Annotated in this window: 18 protein-coding genes; 1 reads left to right on the top strand and 17 read right to left on the bottom strand. The window is 65.7% G+C overall.

The window, feature by feature from the left end; genetic code table 11:
• Positions 1–90 precede the first annotated feature (90 nt).
• Genes FK256_RS00785 through FK256_RS00725 form a run of 13 tightly spaced genes read right to left on the bottom strand, consistent with a single transcriptional unit; the run spans position 91 to position 16130 of the window.
• Positions 91–2145, bottom strand: coding sequence for a DUF6571 family protein (locus FK256_RS00785; RefSeq protein ID WP_141423344.1), 2055 nt, complete (start codon positions 2143–2145; stop codon positions 91–93).
• 57 nt (positions 2146–2202) lie between these two features.
• Complete coding sequence (locus tag FK256_RS00780; protein ID WP_141423343.1) at positions 2203–2598, bottom strand: hypothetical protein; 396 nt, start codon at positions 2596–2598, stop codon at positions 2203–2205.
• Positions 2599–2615: 17 nt separating this feature from the next.
• Positions 2616–7223 carry an FtsK/SpoIIIE domain-containing protein gene (locus tag FK256_RS00775; RefSeq protein WP_141423342.1) on the bottom strand — a complete coding sequence of 1536 codons (4608 nt, stop codon included), beginning with the start codon at positions 7221–7223 and terminating at the stop codon, positions 2616–2618.
• Between the two features lie 10 nt (positions 7224–7233).
• Positions 7234–9909, bottom strand: coding sequence for an AfsR/SARP family transcriptional regulator (locus FK256_RS00770; protein ID WP_141423341.1), 2676 nt, complete (start codon positions 9907–9909; stop codon positions 7234–7236).
• Positions 9906–10409 carry a TadE/TadG family type IV pilus assembly protein gene (locus FK256_RS00765; RefSeq protein ID WP_141423340.1) on the bottom strand — a complete coding sequence of 168 codons (504 nt, stop codon included), beginning with the start codon at positions 10407–10409 and terminating at the stop codon, positions 9906–9908. Before FK256_RS00765 ends, FK256_RS00770 begins: the two co-directional genes overlap by 4 nt.
• Positions 10406–10849 (bottom strand): TadE/TadG family type IV pilus assembly protein, encoded by a 444-nt coding sequence (locus FK256_RS00760; protein WP_009234825.1) that lies wholly within the window; start codon positions 10847–10849, stop codon positions 10406–10408. Before FK256_RS00760 ends, FK256_RS00765 begins: the two co-directional genes overlap by 4 nt.
• Entirely contained in the window at positions 10846–11238 is a 393-nt protein-coding gene (locus tag FK256_RS00755; RefSeq protein WP_141423339.1) for a TadE/TadG family type IV pilus assembly protein, read from the bottom strand. The genes FK256_RS00760 and FK256_RS00755 overlap by 4 nt, the downstream gene beginning before the upstream one ends.
• A 42-nt stretch (positions 11239–11280) precedes the next feature.
• A complete protein-coding gene (locus tag FK256_RS00750; RefSeq protein WP_021605965.1) occupies positions 11281–11493 on the bottom strand; it encodes a hypothetical protein in 213 nt (70 codons plus the stop codon).
• Between the two features lie 60 nt (positions 11494–11553).
• Positions 11554–12477: a type II secretion system F family protein gene (locus FK256_RS00745; protein WP_021605966.1), complete on the bottom strand. Its 924-nt coding sequence runs from the start codon at positions 12475–12477 to the stop codon at positions 11554–11556.
• Positions 12474–13352: a type II secretion system F family protein gene (locus FK256_RS00740; protein ID WP_141423338.1), complete on the bottom strand. Its 879-nt coding sequence runs from the start codon at positions 13350–13352 to the stop codon at positions 12474–12476. The genes FK256_RS00745 and FK256_RS00740 overlap by 4 nt, the downstream gene beginning before the upstream one ends.
• Positions 13349–14665 carry a TadA family conjugal transfer-associated ATPase gene (locus tag FK256_RS00735; protein WP_009234820.1) on the bottom strand — a complete coding sequence of 439 codons (1317 nt, stop codon included), beginning with the start codon at positions 14663–14665 and terminating at the stop codon, positions 13349–13351. The genes FK256_RS00740 and FK256_RS00735 overlap by 4 nt, the downstream gene beginning before the upstream one ends.
• The gene (locus FK256_RS00730) at positions 14662–15420 is read right to left on the bottom strand and encodes a CpaE/TadZ family protein (RefSeq protein WP_141423337.1); all 759 of its coding nucleotides are present in this window, start codon (positions 15418–15420) and stop codon (positions 14662–14664) included. Before FK256_RS00730 ends, FK256_RS00735 begins: the two co-directional genes overlap by 4 nt.
• Positions 15420–16130, bottom strand: a complete 711-nt coding sequence (locus FK256_RS00725; RefSeq protein ID WP_141423336.1) for an SAF domain-containing protein — start codon at positions 16128–16130, stop codon at positions 15420–15422. The genes FK256_RS00730 and FK256_RS00725 overlap by 1 nt, the downstream gene beginning before the upstream one ends.
• Before the next feature lie 268 nt (positions 16131–16398).
• On the opposite strand from FK256_RS00725, the gene FK256_RS00720 reads away from it, so the two are divergent.
• Entirely contained in the window at positions 16399–16698 is a 300-nt protein-coding gene (locus FK256_RS00720) for a hypothetical protein (RefSeq protein WP_021605968.1), read from the top strand.
• Positions 16699–16827: 129 nt separating this feature from the next.
• Here FK256_RS00720 and FK256_RS14495 read toward each other — a convergent pair whose 3' ends face one another.
• From FK256_RS14495 to FK256_RS00700, 4 genes are all read right to left on the bottom strand, one after another.
• The gene (locus FK256_RS14495) at positions 16828–17850 is read right to left on the bottom strand and encodes a hypothetical protein (protein ID WP_244936083.1); all 1023 of its coding nucleotides are present in this window, start codon (positions 17848–17850) and stop codon (positions 16828–16830) included.
• Complete coding sequence (locus FK256_RS00710) at positions 17844–18371, bottom strand: hypothetical protein (RefSeq protein WP_141423335.1); 528 nt, start codon at positions 18369–18371, stop codon at positions 17844–17846. The genes FK256_RS14495 and FK256_RS00710 overlap by 7 nt, the downstream gene beginning before the upstream one ends.
• A gap of 356 nt (positions 18372–18727) precedes the next feature.
• On the bottom strand, positions 18728–19225 hold the full coding sequence (locus FK256_RS00705) for a Dps family protein (protein WP_211343501.1): 498 nt from the start codon (positions 19223–19225) through the stop codon (positions 18728–18730).
• 110 nt (positions 19226–19335) lie between these two features.
• Entirely contained in the window at positions 19336–20040 is a 705-nt protein-coding gene (locus FK256_RS00700; protein ID WP_141423333.1) for a hypothetical protein, read from the bottom strand.
• Between the last annotated feature and the right edge of the window lie 183 nt (positions 20041–20223).

Raw genomic sequence — 20223 nt, 5'->3', positions numbered from 1 at the left:
TTCATCATCGCCGCACGGATTCTTTGTGCAGTTGGATCACGCCAAGCCCCGACGTGCACTCCTCTTCTCACCGCAGCAACCCATCAACCATTATCTTCCTTTTGAAATCACGATCCCTCCAGCATTGACATCATTCCCCGCAGCAAACCTCTTCTTGGCACCGTCCGATCCCTCATCGACGTCATCAATAGCATTAGACAACTTTTTTTCCGACCCTTCTAACTTCGTTTTAAAACTATCGAGAGCAGCGCCATATGTCGGATCATATTCGTTTGGTATGATGACTCTACCTTCACTATCGGTAATATTTACAGTTACAGTCGAAGTTTCAACCCCATCTTCTTCCTTGCTAATTGTTTGCGGAACTGAGACGTTTGGTTCAGCTTTCATCAGTCCGGTATTGACGGCTTCTGTAATTGCTAGGTTTTTTAGATACTCCTCATTCGAGATAGGAGGAACATTGTCTACATCAATCTTATTGCCATTTTTGTCTTTAAGATTGTTCGCGTCCACAGCATCAGCAATAGAAGTTCCTATGCTCCATGCAATATCGAAGCCTTTCGGCAATAGTGAGCCAATGACTGTTCGAAATGCCCCCCCAACAGCATCCGAAGTATTTTTAGCATTCTGTTTGTCCTCCTTATTATCATTAAAACGCATGTTAGCAATATGTTCTAAGTAACCAAGATCTGCCCCAGCCTCTCTATACTTAGCCTCCAACCCGTCAATGGTACCCATATTACTTTTGTTATCAATCGCATGGTGGCCAACTACCGACGAAATAGTGACTGCAGCATCTTTGTTATCTATGACGTTATATATCACAGTTGAAATGGTGTTTCTGTTAACTTTCATCTGAGCTTCCGCACCTTCCGAACCTTCAGGCATCGGGATTTGCAGGGACGATTTGATTTGTTGACCGTTAGCAATATTATGAACCTCCTCAGGGCAGTTAGCAACCATAACGGAGACATTCTTTTTAACCTGATCAGTATATTGCGATTTTGGAATATTATCTGCCGCATATTTCAACGATAGCGCAGTCACTCTAGTTGCCTGTTCACCATAATCCTTATCCGTCCTAAGCGTGGACGCGGCCTTCATTGCAGAAGTAGCGTCTTCCTGATCGAGCGTTTCTCGATTTTTAAGTCCGCCCCATCTTGCTTTCGCTAATTCCTTATTATATACTCCATTGTGATCTACTCCATATAGATACTTCGTAGCCGCTACAGGGTTACGCCCCATGGCGCTTAGTACTCCATTATGTACATCAAAATTAAGTGGCGAGTGATACTCTTGCGAAGGGTATTTGCTCGCATCTTTGGGATAAGCAAATCTAGTATTGTCACCCATATTTATCAGGAAATTTGTACCAAACTTGGTTGTTTCATCGTGAAGCATCTCATTCAGTGTGGCCAGGTTCTCGAACTGATCGCTATTACTTGGGTTACCAATTTGGAGACCGTTAGTGAATGTCGTAGCCAGATCAAGGCCATTCTCTTCAATTTGACTAGCGCTCGCTAGAATGTGGGAAAATATCGATTTAGTCTTTGGGTATATGACCTTTTGAGTTTTATACAAGCGTATAAATTTATCAGGCTGAATGCTTTTCAAAAATACGTTTCCGTACACTGGATTGTCTTTGTTTTCTTCCATATCATCAATAATTTCCCCGCTCGTGCGGTGCCGCCCCCGTGATGAGCGCCCTCCAGGTCTATCGATATCTCCGAGCTCCTCGGCATGTTGTTTAGCCTTTTTCGCTGCTTCCGTATTGTTTTTTTCGACGTTAGCAGCCGTATCCTCCGCGTCATCTGGAAGAAAATAGGTGAGTCTACCTTCGGGAGTCTTGGTCAAGATACCGTCAGAGTTCATTTGCTGCGCTTCCTTGCAGCGCCTTTTGAGATCTGTTGCAATAATTCTACTTAGATAGTCTCCTAGTGATCGCACTGATGCCAGTCCACTTGCATCTCCGGATGTTGGGTCGCCCGGGTTTGTATCCGATCCGATACTCTTTACGGCTGGAGGATCCCAATGTTCGTTAAGTTTTTTGATCTCGTCACTTTCCTGCATCGCTTTATCTCCCCAGCCCTGCAATGACGACACGAACTTCAGAAGCTTTTCCACATCCAGACTTACATAAACCATTCTTTTGCTCCTCGATATTTTTGCGGTTTAGCAGATCACTGCGCTGCTGTACGTGCACTACTCGTCCCACTTAGGCAATGATTCATCGCTACCCTCCTCGACCTCCGGCCTCAAATTCTGCTCTTCGGAAAGAGCTTTTGCGACCTGATCCTGAACGGAGACGATAATTTCGCGAGCTTTACCAACTTTAGACTCAATCTCTTCAGCCTCCTTTTTCGCGGCAGATGACGACCACGCGTCGGACAGTGTCGCCGTGAACTGCCCTATACTAGAAATGTGTCCCTTCGAGCGCTGAGAACCTCCTCCAGGTAAACCGACTCCCAGTTGAGGGTTTTTGGCTATAACTTCTACCGCTTGGTCGACTCTGGCTTTTACTTTTGAAATTGCGTTGATCTTTCTATTTGGAACTAACTTCTTCTCACCACTTTTATCAGAAGCATCATTGGGGAGCATTGATTTCTATCCTTTCATTAACTATCGATTTTCGGCACCTGCACCCACAACCAGCCACCGGCCGTCACCATGATGCCCCGTCCCTTGGGAACCGGACCTCCGATGGAACGCGGCAGCCTCGCCGAAAGGTTCGAGCCATCCTCAGAAGACCTGGGCGCCAAGATGAGACCCGTTCGGGTCTTGCGCACCTGGGCCACCACGCCCCGGTACATACCCGCCACCTCATCGATTCCGCAGCCCACCAGGACACCGCCATTCGCATCCCGGCACGTCCTCAAATGCTCCTCAATCACGGGCCCAAGAGCATGATCGCCTCCCATAATCTCAAAGTCGTCAATAACAATGAGCGTGTTGTCAGGCTCATCCTTCAAAAGAGCCTTGAGATCATCGGGCTTGGACTCCAGACCCAACCGTCCCAGGACCCCGTCACGTCTCTCCAGGGCGATCAGCGGCGAGCGCCGCGGCAGCACCAGCACCACGCGCGTCCCACCGTCCAGCGCCCTTTGCGCACCGAACATGAGCGCCGTCGAGCGCCCGGAGCGCCGCGGCCCGGCCACCAACACCCCGTTGCCGATCTCGTCCATGGACACGGGGATGAGCCCCAGGTCGTCGCCGCCCACGGCCAGGGCGATATTCCCCGGCGCCAGCGGCGGCCCGAGCTCGAGTGCCTTCTCCTCGGAGATCGCCACCGGGAGCTCGTCCACGTGGCCCGCGGACAGCGCGCGGGGGATCTCTCCCCATTTCTTGTGGCTGAGCCGCCCCGCCTCCTGGATCGCCTCCACCTGGGCGGTTCCGTCGACGTCGGCCGTCAGAAGCGCCAGCTGCACCTCGCGGGGCCTGGGCCCGCTGCGGAAGGCCCGGCCCTGCGGCATGGTCAGCGGCACCTCGCGTGCCCTCATGCCCACCAGGTCGAAGTCGTCCGGAGATGGCATCCGCAACAGCAGCCGGTCCTCCAACAGCATCCCGAACCGGCCCCGGAACACGGTCCTGTCCCCGGCGACCACCACGCGCAACCCCACGGCGGGCCCCTCGCGCATGAGGCTCTCCACGCCCTCGATGACGGCCCCGCCATCGACATTGTCGAAGGTGGCCGTGAAGTTGTCCCATCGGTCGATGAGCAGCAGCAGGTAGGGCAGCCGCTCCGGTTCGGCCGCCTTGGCCCGCTGCTCGGACAGCGAGGCGAAGCCCTGGGTGGCCAGCAGCTGCTGGCGGCGCGCCACCTCCCGGCCCAGCAGTCCCAGCAGGCGCCGGACCCGGTCCGGCTGGTCGCGGGTCGTCACCGCCCCCACGTGCGGCAACGCCAGGCACGGCAGCAGCGCCCCGTTGCCGGCGTCGATCCCGTACATGTGGACCTCCGCGGCCGAGGCCGCGCGAGCCACCGCCACCGCGATCCCCCGCAGGACGCTGGAGCGCCCCGCCCTGGGGCCACCAGCGATCCCCAGGTGCCCGGCACGCGTGTAGTCCCAGGTCATGGGCCGCTGATCCTGCTCTGCGGGCAGATCCTCCAGCCCCAGGGGCAGGGCCGGCAGGAAGCCCTCTGCGCGCGAGTCCGCCCCGGGCTCCTCCATCCGCTGCTCCACCTCATCCAGGGTGAGCAGCCCGGGCAGCGGCGGCAGCCACGGACTGTGCGGCTTCTCCTTGCCCATCGCCCGGTAGGCGGCCCCCATGGCGTCCACGAGCGTGGCCAGGTCCGTGGGGATCGCGGCGTCCTCCTCCACCTCCGGGGGCGCCTCCTCCGGCCGGGAAAGCTCGTCCAGGGTCAGGGTCGCCGAGCGCAGCGCGGCCCGGGGCAGGGCGCCCCGCGGCCGTCCCCCCACCCGGGAGGACTGGAACTGGCGCAGGCTCGCGTGCCCCAGCCGAGCGTAGGCGCGTCCCGGGATCGACGGCGGGATGAAGGCCGAAGCGGCCGCCTCGATCACGTCCTGGGAGTCGCTCTCATCCGTGACCCGCAGGGCGATGCGCAGGTTCGTGTTCGACTTGATCTCCGCCGAGACCACGCCAGCGGGCCGCTGCGTGGCCAGCACCAGGTGTACCCCCAGGGATCGCCCGCGCCGTGCGATATCCACCAAGCCCGTCACGAAGTCCGGCAGCTCGGACACCAGTGCGGCGAACTCGTCGATGATGATCATCAGCCGCGGCATCGGCTCGTCACCCGGGGCCATGGCGGCCACGTAGTCCTCGATGTCCTTGGCATCGGCCCCGGCCAGCTGGTGCTCGCGCCTGCGCAGCTCGGCGCCCAGCGACTCCAGGGCCCGGGAGGTCAAGTGTCCGTCGAGGTCGGTGACCATCCCCACCGTGTGCGGCAGGCGCGCGCAGTCCTTGAAGGCCGCCCCGCCCTTATAGTCCACGAGCACGAAGGTCATGGCCTCGGGCGTGTTGCCCACGCACAGCGAGGCGATGAGCGTCTGCAGCAGCTCGGACTTACCCGAGCCGGTCGTCCCGGCCACCAGGGCGTGGGGACCGTCGGCGCGCACGTCCAGCCAGAAGTCCCCTTCGGCGTCCTCCCCGATGACCGCCCGCGTCGTGCGGCTGCACCGCTGCCAGGCCGCCAGGACGGCGTCGGAGCCCGGCTCGGGCATAGGCAGGACGTCCAGCAGCCGCGAGGCGGTGGGGATCGTGGAGTCCGCCCCGGAGGCGGAGACGTCGTGGACCGGGGCCAGGGCGCGGGCCACCCGCTCGCACCACCCGTCCGGCACCATGTCCAGGGTGACCCGCTCCACCTCCTCCACGTCGGTCTGGGAGACCGACGGCGCGGCGGGCCCTGTGGCCACCACGGCCCGGCACTCCTCGGGCAGGGCCGTGCGCTCCCGGTCGATGCACACCAGGCGCACACCGACTTCGGGGCCGCGGCGCAGCACCGGGATGAGGCCCGGGCGCAGTCGCAGGGCGTGCCCGCCGTCGAGCACCACCAGGACCTGCTCGTTCTCCGAGCGCCCGCTGCCGCGGTTGTCGGAGGCCTCCAGGCGCCGTTGCACCAGGTCAGCGAGCTCGCTGATGCGGCGGCCGACGCTCTCATCATCGACGCCGACCCGGGCCCGGGCTCCCGTCCCCTCCAGGTTGCGCAGGTGCGGCAGCCACCTCGCCCAAGCCCAGCGCCCCGCGGGGTTCTCGCCGCGCACCGGCTCCACCAGGAGCACCATCTGCAGCTCGGCCGGCGAGTGCAGCACCGCGGCCTGGGCCGCCAACCAGGTCGCCACCTCGTGGCACCTGTCCCCGCACACGCCGACGACGCCGAGCTCCCCCAGGTGCACGGTCACGGGAACGTCCGGGGCCGTCCATCGCAGCGGCTCCTCGTGCTTGGCGCGAGCGGGATCGTCCACCTCGACGTCGCTGGGCAGGTCCGCCACCCCCACCCGCAGATCCAGCCAGTCGGGGTCGGCGGGGCGCCTCTCCCACAGCTCCGCCCGCGGCCCGGTGGCGCGCAGCAGGAGCTCGGCCGGGTCCGGGGCGTCCGAACGCCGCAGCCCCCGTTCCTCGGTGAGCGCCTTGAAGGCCGCGTCCTCGGCCTGATCCCGCTGATCCTCGTACTTGCGCAGGTTGTCCTTGTAAGTCTTCTTGTTGTAGGAGCGCCCCTGGATCTGGTTGGCGATCATCATGACCGGTGAGAGCACCATGAACAAGAGCGAGTAGATGCGCTTGGTGAGCAGGTACATCCCGGCTCCCATGACCAGCGGGGAGAGCATCATGGCGAACGGGAAGGGCGGCTTGCGCGGCTGCTCGGGCTCACGGGGCAGCGTGAACTTGGTGACCCGGATCGGGCGGGCCAGGCGCGGGGGACGGTTGAAGTTGATCGTCGGCGCACCCGGGGTGGGTGAGGTCACGGCGTCGGCGGCGGGCACCGGGCTCAGGACCAGCAGGCTCTCCCCCACTGTGAGGACCGCCTTCTCCGGCCAGAAGGTCGCGCCCTTGAGCGGGCGTCGGTCCAGTTCCAGGAAGTGGCGCTGGCCATCGGGTTCCAGAACCTCGCGTCCGCTGAGAATCGGCTCCGGCGCCTTCCCCTTGCGCTTGCGGCGCTTCTGGCGGCGCCTCCGCTTGGAGGGCTTCTCGTCCTCCTTGGCGGCCAGGACAAGCGGTCCGGGCAGAGGACGACGGCGCGGAAGCGGGAGCGGCACCGTGCGCTCGGCCACGCCCGGCACCGGGCTCAGGAATACCTGTCCGCCCTGGGAGACCGTCAGGTCGGCGATCTTCTCCCGCCCGGCCTCGCCCTCCAGGGCGATGTCCCCCTCGGGCCCGCCCAGGGTGTAGCCGCCCAGGCTCAGGCGGTGGACCGCGCCGGCCCCGCGTCCTGCGATGACGCGCAGCTCGACGACGCCGACCGGCTCGACGTCGTCGAGCACGGCAGCGCCCAGCCCCAACAGCATGCCATTGCGGATCGAGCCCGAGCCGATGGGGGCCTGCGGGTCGAGGCGACGGGGACCGTGCCATAGCGACGATGGCGGGGCATCGACCGGTTCGCCGGCGCTGACCACCAGGCGGAGGGACTGCCCCGGTGCGCTGGCGGGCAGGGCGCGGTCCAGGGCGGCGGCCAGATCGCCGACCACGGCGTCCTCTGGGACCACGATGATGAGGTCGCGGGCGTCTGAAGCCTCCTCGAGGGGGCGCAGGACACTGATGAACAACTGCATGGTCGACTCCTCAGGCGGGGCGACGGCCCAAAGAGAGCCCCGGTGAGAGGTCCTCGACGAGCGCCGCCGTGGCGGGGTCGATCTGGTCAAGGTCATCGGCACCCGCGGCGTCGAGGAGAATGCGGATCTCCTGCTCGAGCTCGCCGCGGCCGCGGCGCGAGGCCAGGCGCAGACGGTCGCGCCACAGCCCCTGGTCGAGCTCGACCACCTGCAGGCCCGTGGCGATCGCCGTGGCGGCGCCGTCGGGATCGGTGTCCCCGATGAGCTCGACCAGCCGATGGGCGGCATCCACCACGAGTGCATCGAACTGCCGGGCGGCACGGACCCGGGCCAGCCAGGTGTAGTGCCCCTCGGCGGCGTCGGAGACCATCGGGCCCCGCACCAGACGCAAGGCCTCGGTGAGAAGCTCGACCTCCTGCTGCGGCGCGCACCTGCGGGAGGAGTCCAGCAGAGAGCGCAGCACGTCCCAGTCCAGGACCACCCCGGGCCCCAGCACCAGGCGGCCCTCGGCGTCCTCGCGCAGATGCGGCGCCCCCTGGGAGTCCTGGCCGAGCCAGCTGCGCAACCGCTCCACGGTCGCCCCCACGACGTCCGCGGTGGCCCCCAGCGGCCAGAGCATCGCGCCCAGGATGGAGGGGCGGATGCCCTCGGGGTGGAGGGCCACGCAGACGGCGGCCTCGGTGAGGATGGAGCGGCGCGCCTGGTCCACCGCCCCCGCCGTCTCCACGAGCGTGTTGCCCAGGACCTGGATGCGCACCGAGGCGGCGCGCAGGGCGGCGGTGGCCAGGGGCGGCATCGGCGGGTCCGGCACCGGCGGGCGGCCGTCGTCGTGGGTCTCCTCGACCGGGGCGAACAGGCCCTCGAGCGCGGCGATCTCCGCCTCGGTAGCGCGCGAGGCCGTGACCATGATGCCCAGGGGGAAGATGCGGGCGGTGCCGGAGGCATCGATCTCGATCGTCCAGCGCCCCTGCCGGTTGGAGTCCGTGCGCACCAGGGCGTAGCTGCGTCCCGGTGGGAGCGGAGGAGGCGTCGCCCCGTTGCCGATGAGCATGAAGGTCGTCTGCGTCTCCGGGCGGCGCCCGGTCAGGACCCCGCCGACGCCGGGCAGGGCGGCCTGCCCCATGAGACTCTCGGGGGTCTGCAGGCGCTGGCCGGCGACCCCGTGCAGGGTGGCGGACAGGCCCGTCCCGACGACGTCGGCGTCCCGCGACCAGGGGTTGGTGCACAGCTCCAGGGCGAGGGCGGAGACGACCTCGGCCGCCATGGCGGGGTCCCCGGTGACGATCACGTCTCCATCCGCGAAGGCCAGGTCGATGAGGATGTCCGCGCCCTCAGGGGTGCGGCCGACCGTCACCAGCCCGGGCAGGGGGCAGGGCCGGTCCTTCAGCGGCGGTTCCTGGCCTGCGCGCAGCGCCCAGGTCATCCCCTCCTGCTGCGCCCGCCACGGGGCGGGTGCGTCCGGCAGGGGACGCGCCATGCGCAGGTAGCAGGCATCGTCGTCGATGGCGACGGCGTACGGGCGGGGGCTTCCGGGCAGATCGTCCAGAGAGCGCAGGACGGCGTCGAGGCGCCGCGAGCGGCTCTCATCGGCGCCGACACGCAGGAGGCGCTCAAGCTCGGCGGAGTCCTCGTTGAAGGCGCCCGCCAGCCACCGGCGCCTGGCGACGAGCCCCGAGACCAGGGAGGCGGCCAGCAACGAGCCGATCGCCGGCATCTGGACGGGGGCGATGTCCCGCAGGTCCTGCCCGAGTCCGGCGGGAATGTGGTTGCCCTCCTCCTGCTGCTGCGGTGTCGGCGCAGCCGGGGCCGGGGCGGGGGTCGTGGGGATGGCCTCGACCCGGGCCACGGAGGTGGCGGACTCGGGCATCACCAGGAGCCAGCCGGGCTGGATGAGCCGGGCCAGCTCGAGGGAGCCGCCGTCGGGCTGCGCCCTGCCCGCGTTGAGGTCGTAGATCTGGGAGTAGGCGCGGCCCTCACCGAGGTTGCGCTCGGCGATGTCCCAGAGATTGTCGTGGTAGCGGCCTTCCGGGGGCTGGACGATGTACACCCGCTGCCCCACGAGCTGGGCGCCGATCTCCTGGTCGAGCTCGACCCCGTTGACCATGTAGCGCATGTACTGGTGGTCGCTGTCGGCGCCCTGCGAGGCGGTGGCGGCTCCGTCGGCCTGGGAGTCGTCGGCGGTGGCGGGCTGCTGGGAGGAGACGTCCTGGCTCACCGCTACGGCCGGCGTCGGCTCCTCCACGACGGGGGCGGCGGCCGCGGCGACCGGTCCGCTGACGGCGCCCAGGAGCAGGACCGAGGCGATGAGTCGGCGCACCAGCGACTGCATACCGCCCGAGAGCGGGACATGTCCGGGAACGCCGTGCCCCTTGATGGCCGAGGCGGCCTCCACCAGGGCGCACACCGTGAACTGCAGCCAGGCCAGGTAGAGCACCCAGATGAGGACACCCACGACGACGTCGAAGGAGACGGCCTGTGTGAACAACACGCTCATGTCCACGCCGGTCGGCAGGGGCGGTGGGCCCACTGTGGCCAGCAGGGCGGCGGGCAAGCCGATGATGACGGCCGCGAGGACGAGGCCAGAGAGCAGGGATCGCCATACCGGGGGCCGGGCGCTGCGCACGGGCGCTTGGAACCGCTGGGGGCCGGCGGCCTGGGCGCGGCGTCGTCTCGATGCGGTGGTCATGGGTTCTGCCTCCCCTCGAGGCCGATGGCGTTGCCAGTCTTCGGCAATCTGGGCCTCCTTCTCTCCTCTGGGCCGAAGGCGTTGCGGGCCTCTCCGGTCACGGTGACGTGGATGGATGTGACGCCGACCAGTCGCAGCATCGTGGTGGGGACGTCGCGTTCGACGGTGACCGAGACCCGGTCGGAGGAGGCCTTGACTGTCGCGGTCTTGGCGGCGCCGCTGCGGGCCAGGTAGCTCCGGGCCGCAGACGAGGCCGCTGCCGGGTCCGTCGAGGCCACACCGGAGTCGCGCAGCTTCGCCATGCTCAGCTGCTGGACCCCGGCGCGGGCCGCCTGCTCGGCCTGATCCGCCATGGTGGCACGCGCGTTGAGGACGCGTCCCCCCTCGATGCACAGTCCCGCTACGAGCATGAGAACCGCCGCGATGATGACGACGTAGACGGATATCGAGCCCCGCTCCGGGTGCTCTCGGAGCCTCTTGAAGATCGTGGTCCCGCTCATCGCGTCCCCCTCCACTGGTCCACCGGCGCACTCGACTCCGCCTTGACCACGGTGGTGCCGGGCAGGAAGACCAGTCCCAGGTCGGAGAGCTTGACGCGGCAGCTGACCGAGACCGTGACGGCTCCGCCGCGGCGGAAGCCGCCGACGTCGACGCCGGCCGAGCAGCTGGCGTTGGCGGTGTCCGCCTGGGACAGGCTCCGGTTGGCGGCCGTGCTGGCGGCGCCCACGGAGCGCTCCATGGAGGCGGCCCGAGCGGCGTCGCGCGACGCGGCCTCGACCATCCCCTGGGCGGAGACGATGCGCCCCCCGGCGACGGCCACCATGGTGATGAGCAGCAGCACCGGGACGAGGACCACCATCTCAATGGACATGGTCCCCCTCTCCGAGCCGGCCGCCTCGATGGCGCTACGCCGGGCCTGCTTCTTTCTGAGGTGTTTCATCTGTCGCTCCGGAAGGTCTCCCGCTCTGAGGTCACCGAGGCCTTGACGCGCGGCGACAGGCCAGCCACGACGTCCAGGGACTTCCCGGAGACGCGCACCGTGACCTGGTCGCTCGTGGTGGAGACGTCGATTTCGACGTCGGTAAGCGCCTTGCCGCCCACCTTGCGGGCGTAGGCGGCGCCGTTGCTCTTGGCGGCGGCGGATAGGTCGCCCCCCTTGGAGTTCGCGCGCGCCTCCCGGGCCACCTCGCGAGCGGTGGCGATGGCGACCTCGTTGCCGTACCAGGTCAGGGCCACCTGCACCGTGATCAGTACGACCAGCAGGAGCAGCGGGAAGAAGATGATCAGCTCGACGCTGGAGGCTCCCACCTCCTGGCCCAAGCGGCTCATGACGCGCCTCCTCCACGTTCTCACGAGGGCACCGACCTTGCGCTAGTTGCCGAGGGTGGGCGCTTTGAGGCCGTCAGAGGCATTGGATACCAAGCCGTAAATGGCGCGGCCGACGAGCGCGGCCAGGACGATGAGGAAGCCGGTGATGATGACCCACTCCACGGTGGAGGCGCCCTTCTCCTCGGCAAGGCGGCGCCCCACCTTGTCGCGCACGTCGCCGGCGAGTATTTGAAGGGTGACGAGTAGGGACAGCATGGTGTTTCTTCTTTCTTCTTCGAGGTGTGAGTCGGAACTGGATACGGATGACTGCTGGACCTAAAACGAGCCCATGATTCCGGTCAGGGCCGGATAGACGAGGAACACGATGAATCCCATGGCGACGACGAGCTGGGCCACGAGCATCGACTCGGAGTTCTCTCCGGCCTTGCCCTCGGCGTCGGCCAAGTCGCGGCGGCGCATGCTGGAGGCCCTGGCGCCGAGGGACTCTCGGATCTTGGCGCCGTCCTCGGCCACGAGGGCCAGGGCGGCAGACAGGTCGCGCAGCTCGTCGATGCGCAGCTGGGTGCCCAGCTGTCCCAGGGCGGTCCACGGGGTGTCGCCGCGCAGGCGAGCCACATCGAGGGCGTTGCGGATGCGCACCATGGCGGGGTCGTCGGAGAGGCTGGAGGCGGCGTCGAGCGCCTCGGGGACGCCGCGACCGGCTGACAGGGACATGGCCACCAGGTCCAGGTAGGAGCCGACGACGTGGCGGAAGTCCCGACGGGCGTCGTCGGCCTCCCGGCGCAGGCGGGCCGTTGGCAGGAGCAGGCCCAGCGCCCCCAGGACCATGCTGACCAGGAGCGGCATGGACCAGCCCAGGGGAGCCCCCATGACCTGCATGAGTCCGACAACGGCCATCGGAGCCATGAAGACGCCCATCCCGAGGAACAGGGAGGTGAGAAGATGCCGTTCGAGGGAACGCCCCACCACGGACAGGTCCGCGGTCAGGAAGGTGAGGTCGGCTCCCGTCCGTCGAGCCAGCGCGGCGATCCTGAGGCTGAGGTCATCAGCCCACTGGGGCACCTCCGCCTCTGAGGGGTTGACCCTGCGCGCATCCTGCCGCATGCGTCCCTCGTTGCGGCGAGTATCCAGCTCGGCCAGTGCGGCGGCGGGCTGGGTGACAGGCGGGGCGACGATGAGGATGAGGAAGAGGACGCCTGCGCCGCTGATCGCCCCTCCGAGGAGGATCCAGGTGATCATGCTTCCTCACCTCCGGCCTGCGCGGTGGCGATCAGGAAGCGCCGTGGCAGCCGCACGCCCGCGAGCCGCCGCATCCAGAGCATGCCTATTGCGAAGAGCGCCACAACGACCACCAGCACCAACTGCCCCTGCACACTGGAATAGGGGGCCACGAAGCTGCGATTGAAGATCGCCAGACCCAGCATGATGGCGATCGAGAAGATGACGACAATCTGGGCCGAGCGCCGGGTGCCGGCGCGGGAGGCGGAGACGCGCTGGCGCATGTCGAGCTCGGAGCGGGCGGTATCCGCCAGAGCGCCTAGGAGCTGACGCAGGCCGGGGCCGCGCAGGCGCGCGTTCATGATGAGGGCGGAGACGATGAGATCCGCCGTCGGATCGTTGAGGCCATCGGCAAACTGGCGCAGCGCCAGCGGCAGGGGCACGCGCACGCGCATGCGATCGGACAGGAGGGCCAGGTCCTCGCGGATGACCGGGGCGGCGGCGTAGGCGGTCGCGGGGATCGCCTGCTCCAGGCCCACCGCACCGGCGATCGTGTCCCGCAGGGACTCGGCCCAGGTGGCCAGGGCCTCGATCTTGGCCGCCGCGTGCTTCTCCTCCTTCGCGCCGCCGAACAGCAACGGCCAGACGAGCACCAGGGCGATCCCGGCTCCGGCGAGGACGATCCAGCGCGTGACGATCAGCAGCACCACCCCAGTGCCAAGGCTGATGATGAGCCGCCCCGAGAGCCCCTTGAGGTGCTCGCGCAGCGAGGCCGAGGCCCCCGCAGCCGGGGTGGGGAGCAGGTCGACCCCTATGAAGAAGCCGATCAGGAGGAAGATCCCTCCCCCGATGAGCGCTCCGGATAAGAAGGCCGTCATGGCCGTTGACTCGTTCATGCCGCCCCCCTCTGATAAGAGGCGGCCGGGTCGTAACCAGCTGCCATGAGGTCCCTGACGCAGGCGATCGGTGCGGCGGGCTGGGCGATGCCGGAGCCGTCGTCGGCGAAGACCTCACTGGACAGGACCCTCCCGTCGACGCCGTTGACCTCGCGCACGGAGGCGACGAAGCGGCGCAGTCCCCCGCCCTGGGAGAAACGGTTCTCCCGGGTCAGGAAGATGACGAAGTCGACCGCGCCGGCAATGAGGAGGTTGGTGGCGTCCTGGGGCAGGTGCTCGGCGGACTGGATGGCGTAAGTGGCGATCCGGTTAAACACCTCGGAGGAGGAATTGGCGTGGATGGTGGACAGCGAGCCGTCGTTGCCCTGGCTCATGGCGTTGAGCATGGTGACGATCTCGTCGCCGAGGACCTCGCCGACGATGACGCGCGAGGGGTTCATGCGCAGTGAGCGCCGCACCAGGTCCGCCATGGAGATCGCCCCAGAGCCCTCGGAGTTGGGCAGGCGCTCCTCGAAGGCGACGACGTTGGGGTGCAGGTCGGCGAACTCTCCCAGGCCCAGCTCCAGGGCGCGCTCCACCGTGATGAGGCGCTCCTCGGGCGGGATTTCGTTGGCCAGGGCGCGCAGGAAGGTGGTCTTGCCCGCGTTCGTGGCGCCGGCGATCATGATGTTCTTGCGGGCGCGCACGGCCGCCGAGCAGAAGGCGGCGAGTCGGGGGGTGAGCGATCCGAGCCCCACCAGCTCCTCCAGGCCCACCCGGTCCAGGCGGGCGCGGCGCACCGAAATCGACGGCCGCGAGCAGACCTCCATAACCGCGGACAGACGCGAGCCGTCCGGCAGGCGCAGGTCCAGCTGCGGGTTGGCGGAGTCGAAGGGGCGCGAGGCCAGACCGGAGTAGGAGCCGAGCACCTGGACGAGCTCGATGAGCTCCTCGTCGGACTCGGCCACCGGTGCGCCGCGCTCTTCTCGGCCGTCGGCGTACTGGATGAAGACGTTGTCGCAGCCGTTAATGTCGATGTTCTCGACATCCTTGTTGTCCAGCAGCGGCTGGAGGCGACCGACGCCGAACAGAGCTGCGTGGATGCCCTGGGAGACCTCTTCCTCCTCCTGGGCGGTCATCGGACTGCGACCGGCGGCGATCTCGGCGCGGGCGTGCTGCTCGAGTACGCGGCCGATGAGGGCGCGCGCGAATTGGCGCTCATCCTCGGGGGACATCGGGGGGATGCCGGAGCCGGCGTCGTCGCGCCGCTGCTGGGCCAGGAGGTCGGCAACCTCCTCGCGCATGTCGCGGACGAGTCCCTGGTCAACGCTCATGCTGCACCTCCATTGACGGCGACTCCGGCCAGGGCGGTGGCGACGGTTCGTGCGGATCGCACCAGGAGAGTGCGCCCCAGGGGGCGGGAGCGGCGTCCAGCGAGGGAGTCGGCGGCACTCTGGTCGAAGGCCAGAGCCCCGACGATGGGAATCTCCAGGCCGCTGCCGCGCAGCAGCCGGCTGAGGTCATCGGCCTCGTGGCGGGCCTTCCACGGGGCGATGAGCAGAATGCCGAGCCGGGCCTGCTCGGAGCGCCGGGAGGTCTCGGCAACGATCCAGGACAGGCGCTCGCGCAGGTGGCCGTAGTTCTCCACACCGGGGCGCACGGTCACCAGGGCGATGTCGGATGCCAGGGCCACACCCAGGCTCGGAGCGCCGGGAGCCAGCCGGCCGACGTCGGCGATGACGTCTCCCTGCTGGTGCAGACTGGTGGCCAGTCCGAGCCAGCCCGCCCCGATGGCCGTCGCCTGGTCCGGGCGGGATAAACCCACGAGGACCGGCAGGTCGCCCTCGATGAGGGTCAGGTGGTCCTGCAGCGGGGCGTCGGGGTCCCGACGGATAGCGGCGGCCAGGGAGACGACACCCCGGTCGCTGTCCAGCGGGAGGCCGTCACGGGAGCGAGCGCGGTAGACCAGGTCGGATCCGGCCGGATCGAGCTCGGCCAGGACGGCAGGACGGGGCCAGACCGCGGCGAGCACATGGGCGCTCGTCGAGGCGCCGGGAGACCCCTTCGCGGAGGCGATCGAGATGAGCATCAGCTGTCCTTGATCGGCTGGTTGGTCGCGGTCTGGACCACGGCGATGGTGCCGTTGGCCGAGGCGCTCGCGAGCTTGGCGGCGTCCTTCTTGTCGACGATGAGGGAGATGACGGCGCCCGAGGTCCAGTCGTTGTCCGTACCGGAGGAAGGAACAGCCTTGAGGACCTGCGCGTCATCGACGGAGACCGACTGGGTACCGACATCCACGACGTTGACAACGTCCCCGGAGCCGAGGCCCCCGGCGGGGAAACGGCCGGAGGCGACCGAGATGCCGACGACCTGCTTGTCCCCACCGGGCATCGGGGTCGTCGCGATCTGGGAGGTATCCAGGAGCTGGCCCTTGGAGACCTCGACCCGCGCCGTACGCCCAACCACCTGATCGATCTGGTCGGCGCGGATCAGCGTGCGCAGATCGGAGGAGACCGAGGCACTCATCAGGTCCTCCTTCGTAATGACCTCTCCGGCTTGAATCGTGTCCCCCGCGGCCAGCACCTGGACCCGCTGGTCCATCTGATTGGCCAACAAGCCCGCTAGCAGTGCACCGCCGACGATGAGAAGCACGGCGAGAGCGGCCAGCAAGGGCCGCCGCTCGCGCGGCGCCGAAGGAAGACGTGCGCCATCCACGCCCTGACGAGAACGAGTCGATTTCTTCTCATCAGAGTTGCGATCACGACGCTCGGAAGAGCGCCCAGACAAACGGGGCGACATAGGGAATACCTCGTACAAGTCGGGATTCGATTAGGTCATTCAGTCGAGGCTTACGCAGCACATTCTTCTGAATCACGCAGAAGACAGCATGGGTGTTAACCTCTCTCCATGCCATGGGGATCTATCCCCACATTAAGACAACGGGTAGTTTTCCCCTTGACTCCCCAATACTTGCCGTAGAAGGTTGTACCCAGGCGCCCTACCAATGGCGACCTGATTCCGCGGACCCACTCGGAATATACGAATTCATCCAGACAAGGAGATCGGCATGCCCAAGATTCAGGCAGAATTCGATTCGCTCAAGGCACTGTACGACGCCCTGAAGAATGACGTGCAGTACGCCAATGACATCCAGAAGCAGACTGACAGTGCTTTGGCGAATGCGGTGTGGGAGAGCACGAACGCGACCAACTTCCGCGCCGCCTGGGAAGAGTTCAAGCCGAAGCTGATGGCGTTTGAGCAGACATTCGCTGACGGCGCCAACGACGTCGCGAACAACTACAACAACCTCATCATCGCAAACGGAGAGAGCCTGGAGCCCCTCCCGCCCGTCACCGCCATCGAGTAAGCGGACACGAGGTCGGCAGTCAGAAGTGGTCTGGGAGCAGCAATGCTCCCAGACCACTTCTTCTCGTATGGCTTGTACCCAAAGGCCGGTTGGGAGGAGAATAGGTTCTCCTCCCAACCGGCCTCGGTGTCATTTTTGATCGTCGGTGTTGAGGCTCTGCGCCTCCCCCACCTTGATGGACAGGGTCCCAGAGGTGGACACCGAGGGCAGATCCCCCTGACTACCATCGGTGGCCGTATAGGAAGCGCTGTAGGACACCCCCACATTGACCGTGCTGGTCCCACCCAGGTGCTCGGAACTGCGAGTGAAAGTCATGGTGCACGGGCTACTCCCCTCAGCCATCCCGGACTGCCACGGCGTGCCGAAACCCTGGCAGGAGATCTCGCTGTCGGGGGCCGACAACGTCAACCCGGTCGAACTCGCCGTCACGGTGGCCGTCACCGGCCCGGCAGTCGCCGTCGCCGTCACCGACTGAGGAGTGTCCTCACTCGCCCACACCCAGTTCTCCACACCAACCAACGTCTGCACACCACCATCCATCCGCGGATTCGTCTCCACCACCGGAGGAGGAATCTCCACCGCCTTCCAAGCCGCCTTGGCCAAAGTCCCACCATCTATCACCGGCGCAGGAGGCTGACCACCTGCAGGAATAAACACCGAGTCATTCTTGGCATGATAATCTGCAGACAACTTGTCAAATTCCTCAGCACTCATTCCATCCGGTTTGCTGCAGGATGGAACATACCAATAGCCTTCATTATCGTTCACGTGACTCTCCCAACCTTGAAACTCAGGAGCGGTTGCCTCGAAGAGAGGAAACGTACCGAACATTTTGCTGTCCTTCCATACATTAAACACCGCCCCCAGCTCTGCACCAGAAGAAAATTTCGCATAATCACACACCGGTTTCGCCTTCGTCGCAATCTGTCGACTGGACGTGGTTGTCCTCCCAGAGCCTCTCGATCCCGGATTGGCGGAGTTATAGGAGACCGATACGGAGATGGTGACTCCGCCGTCAGTGTTCGAGGAGGAGTGCCCTGAGACACCGCCACCCTCCGCAAAGGCCGGAGACGAGGGCAGCAGGCCGAGCGGAGCGATCACCGCACACGCCGCCGCCACCAGGCCGGCGCGATTCACCATTGCCTTCAACACTGATCCACACCTTCCACCGAGGAGGAGTTGACAACCCACCCGTCCTGATTTCTGATGAGTCTCACCACGAGGGAAATCGTATGGCCGAGGTCATCCGAGGGCACCTCCGCACCATCCCGAGCAACCAGGCGAATCTTCGTCTCATCGGCACACACCGTCATCGTTGACGACAATCCATCGGGATTCAATTGAACGAAGTTAATGGTGGTACTGGCCTCACCCTCAACGTGCTGCCCAGCGGTGGCCCGCTCGTCATAGACCTTCTTGAAGGCCTGATACTGATCCCCGGTGGTAACGGACTCGACCTTGGTAGTTCCCTTCATGTCCCGATAGGCCTCCCAGGTCGCCCGATCGTAGGCGACATAGGCCTTGACCACCTGGGACTGTTCCGCATCCAGATCGTCCGGAATGGATACGACCGTATACGAGGTCTTCGAATCCGACAGCGAGTCCTCAGTCACGGGGACATCACTGCCCGAGGCGCTTGCCGTCGCAGATTTCGCAGCGCCCGAATCTTTCATGGGTGGAATGGTGGATTCCGGCTTCCCATTGTTCGAGGAACAGCCTGCGAGTGCGCATGAAGCGGCCAGGAGCAGCCCACTCCACACAGATAAATGACGATGACGGTGAAACACGGCCAACCTCCATACCCCGACACGATCAGCATCCACGCGGTCACGAGTAAATCGACCATACCTTTCCCGCACGGTTTCGTCACTACCGACCAACAATTTTTTCATGGGGATCTCGCCCCATGGCCACCACTGACCTCCGCGTCTTCGGAGCCCGCCCCGCGGTGAGCCGATACACGAAAGACTGTGGGCGGCTCCGGATCATCCGGAGCCGCCCACAGTCGTCGGCTATGGAACCGCCGTCCTCAGCGCACGGGCTTGCGGATCTCGGAGGAGAGGAACCATGCCTGCTGCTCGAGCTTGCCGATGAGGTCCTCGACGATGCCAGCGGAGGTGGGGTCCTCGCCGTCGACGTCCTCGTCCACACCGCGCAGGGTGCCGACAACGGCCTCAATGGCGGAGACGATGTAGGCCACTCCCTCGCTGGTGAGGATCTCCCCCTCGGGGGCGGCCGGGACGGTGGTGGCGGCAGAGACGGTGGCCGGGCGGCCGTCGGGGACGGCGTTGATGGCGCGCATGCGCTCGGCGACCTCGTCGGAACCCTCGCGGGCGATGTCGACGACGTCATCCAGGTTGAGGTGGATGTCGCGGAAGTTCGGGCCGACGACGTTCCAGTGGATCTGCTTGCCCACGAGCTCGAGGGCGATGAGGTCGGTCAGGACGCGCTGGAGGTTGTCGCTCAGGGCGGCGGAGGCGGTGAAGGAGAGGTTGATGGACGGGGTGGTGACAGTGTCTGCGTTCATGGCCATTACTTTACTACTTCGCCAGCCTCCGTGGGTGTTACTTATGATTCACAGGCAAGCCAAGCCTCACTTGAAACAGGGGCTCACCTGTGTGAACGCGCTTCGCCTCGTCAGCCGACCGAGCAGGAGTTCGGCTCGCCGGTCTCCTCCTCCTCGGAGGCGAGCCAGCGCCCGTCGCTGCCGGGAACCATCGTGTTCTTCGCCGGGATCTGGGCCTTGTTGGCGGGGTCGGTGACGTCTTTGCCCTGCGCGTCGATGAAGCTCACCTGCGTCATGTCCACGCAGTAGGAGACGGTGGCGCTCTGGCCGTCGGCGCTCATGACGATTTCGGAGACCGCGACCCTGACCGGGGTCCGGACCTTCTGCCCCTTGCTCCTCATGTCGGCGGCATCGTTGGTGAGCTGCTGCTGGAGGTTGCCGGTGGTCACCGTCGTCACCTTGCTGATGTCCTGGCCGCCGCCGACCCATAGCGTCCAGGACATCTGGTCGTAGGCCACGAAGTCCTGGAGGATCTTGACCTGGCTGACGTCCAGGCCGGCGGGGATGGTGGTGACGGTGTAACCCAGCTGGGGGTCGGAGAGGGAGTCCGCCGTGACGGGACCGGCGCTGCCCGACGCCGTGGCGACGCCTGAGGGCTCCGGCGTCGAGCTGCTCACGGTGCCCGAACCGCTCGCGGAGGCCTTTGCACCGGGCTTGGGGCTGTTCGATGAGCAGCCGGCGAAGGCGAGCGAGCCGGCCAGCAACAGGCAGCCCAGGACAGTGGCCCGGCGGCCGGCTCCGGTCCAGTCGGCGGGGCGAATCGCGGCGTTCTTCACGGGGGCTCCTCCCAGTCGGCCGGATCCACCCCGGCGGAAACCAACCCGTCGACATTACCGCGAAAGTCACGGACATGTCTCAGCGTTCGTCGCCGGAGTTCCGCCTTTCAGAGCTCCGACACGATGGGGACATATCACGCGTACGGGAATGGTGGGGTCTGGGGTGGGGTCTGGTGGTGGATG

This window comes from Actinomyces johnsonii (assembly GCF_006546835.1).
Taxonomy (GTDB): Bacteria; Actinomycetota; Actinomycetes; order Actinomycetales; family Actinomycetaceae; genus Actinomyces; species Actinomyces johnsonii.
Note: the sequence above shows the minus strand (reverse complement) of the source record. Positions and strands in the feature narration are given on the sequence as shown.

Coding starts and splice junctions, on each gene's coding strand:
- FK256_RS00785 (WP_141423344.1), bottom strand. CDS start 2,145: ATGGTTTATGTAAGTCTGGATGTGGAAAAGCTTCTGAAGTTCGTGTCG.
- FK256_RS00780 (WP_141423343.1), bottom strand. CDS start 2,598: ATGCTCCCCAATGATGCTTCTGATAAAAGTGGTGAGAAGAAGTTAGTT.
- FK256_RS00775 (WP_141423342.1), bottom strand. CDS start 7,223: ATGCAGTTGTTCATCAGTGTCCTGCGCCCCCTCGAGGAGGCTTCAGAC.
- FK256_RS00770 (WP_141423341.1), bottom strand. CDS start 9,909: ATGACCACCGCATCGAGACGACGCCGCGCCCAGGCCGCCGGCCCCCAG.
- FK256_RS00765 (WP_141423340.1), bottom strand. CDS start 10,409: ATGAGCGGGACCACGATCTTCAAGAGGCTCCGAGAGCACCCGGAGCGG.
- FK256_RS00760 (WP_009234825.1), bottom strand. CDS start 10,849: ATGAAACACCTCAGAAAGAAGCAGGCCCGGCGTAGCGCCATCGAGGCG.
- FK256_RS00755 (WP_141423339.1), bottom strand. CDS start 11,238: ATGAGCCGCTTGGGCCAGGAGGTGGGAGCCTCCAGCGTCGAGCTGATC.
- FK256_RS00750 (WP_021605965.1), bottom strand. CDS start 11,493: ATGCTGTCCCTACTCGTCACCCTTCAAATACTCGCCGGCGACGTGCGC.
- FK256_RS00745 (WP_021605966.1), bottom strand. CDS start 12,477: ATGATCACCTGGATCCTCCTCGGAGGGGCGATCAGCGGCGCAGGCGTC.
- FK256_RS00740 (WP_141423338.1), bottom strand. CDS start 13,352: ATGAACGAGTCAACGGCCATGACGGCCTTCTTATCCGGAGCGCTCATC.
- FK256_RS00735 (WP_009234820.1), bottom strand. CDS start 14,665: ATGAGCGTTGACCAGGGACTCGTCCGCGACATGCGCGAGGAGGTTGCC.
- FK256_RS00730 (WP_141423337.1), bottom strand. CDS start 15,420: ATGCTCATCTCGATCGCCTCCGCGAAGGGGTCTCCCGGCGCCTCGACG.
- FK256_RS00725 (WP_141423336.1), bottom strand. CDS start 16,130: ATGTCGCCCCGTTTGTCTGGGCGCTCTTCCGAGCGTCGTGATCGCAAC.
- FK256_RS00720 (WP_021605968.1), top strand. CDS start 16,399: ATGCCCAAGATTCAGGCAGAATTCGATTCGCTCAAGGCACTGTACGAC.
- FK256_RS00710 (WP_141423335.1), bottom strand. CDS start 18,371: ATGAAAGATTCGGGCGCTGCGAAATCTGCGACGGCAAGCGCCTCGGGC.
- FK256_RS00705 (WP_211343501.1), bottom strand. CDS start 19,225: ATGAACGCAGACACTGTCACCACCCCGTCCATCAACCTCTCCTTCACC.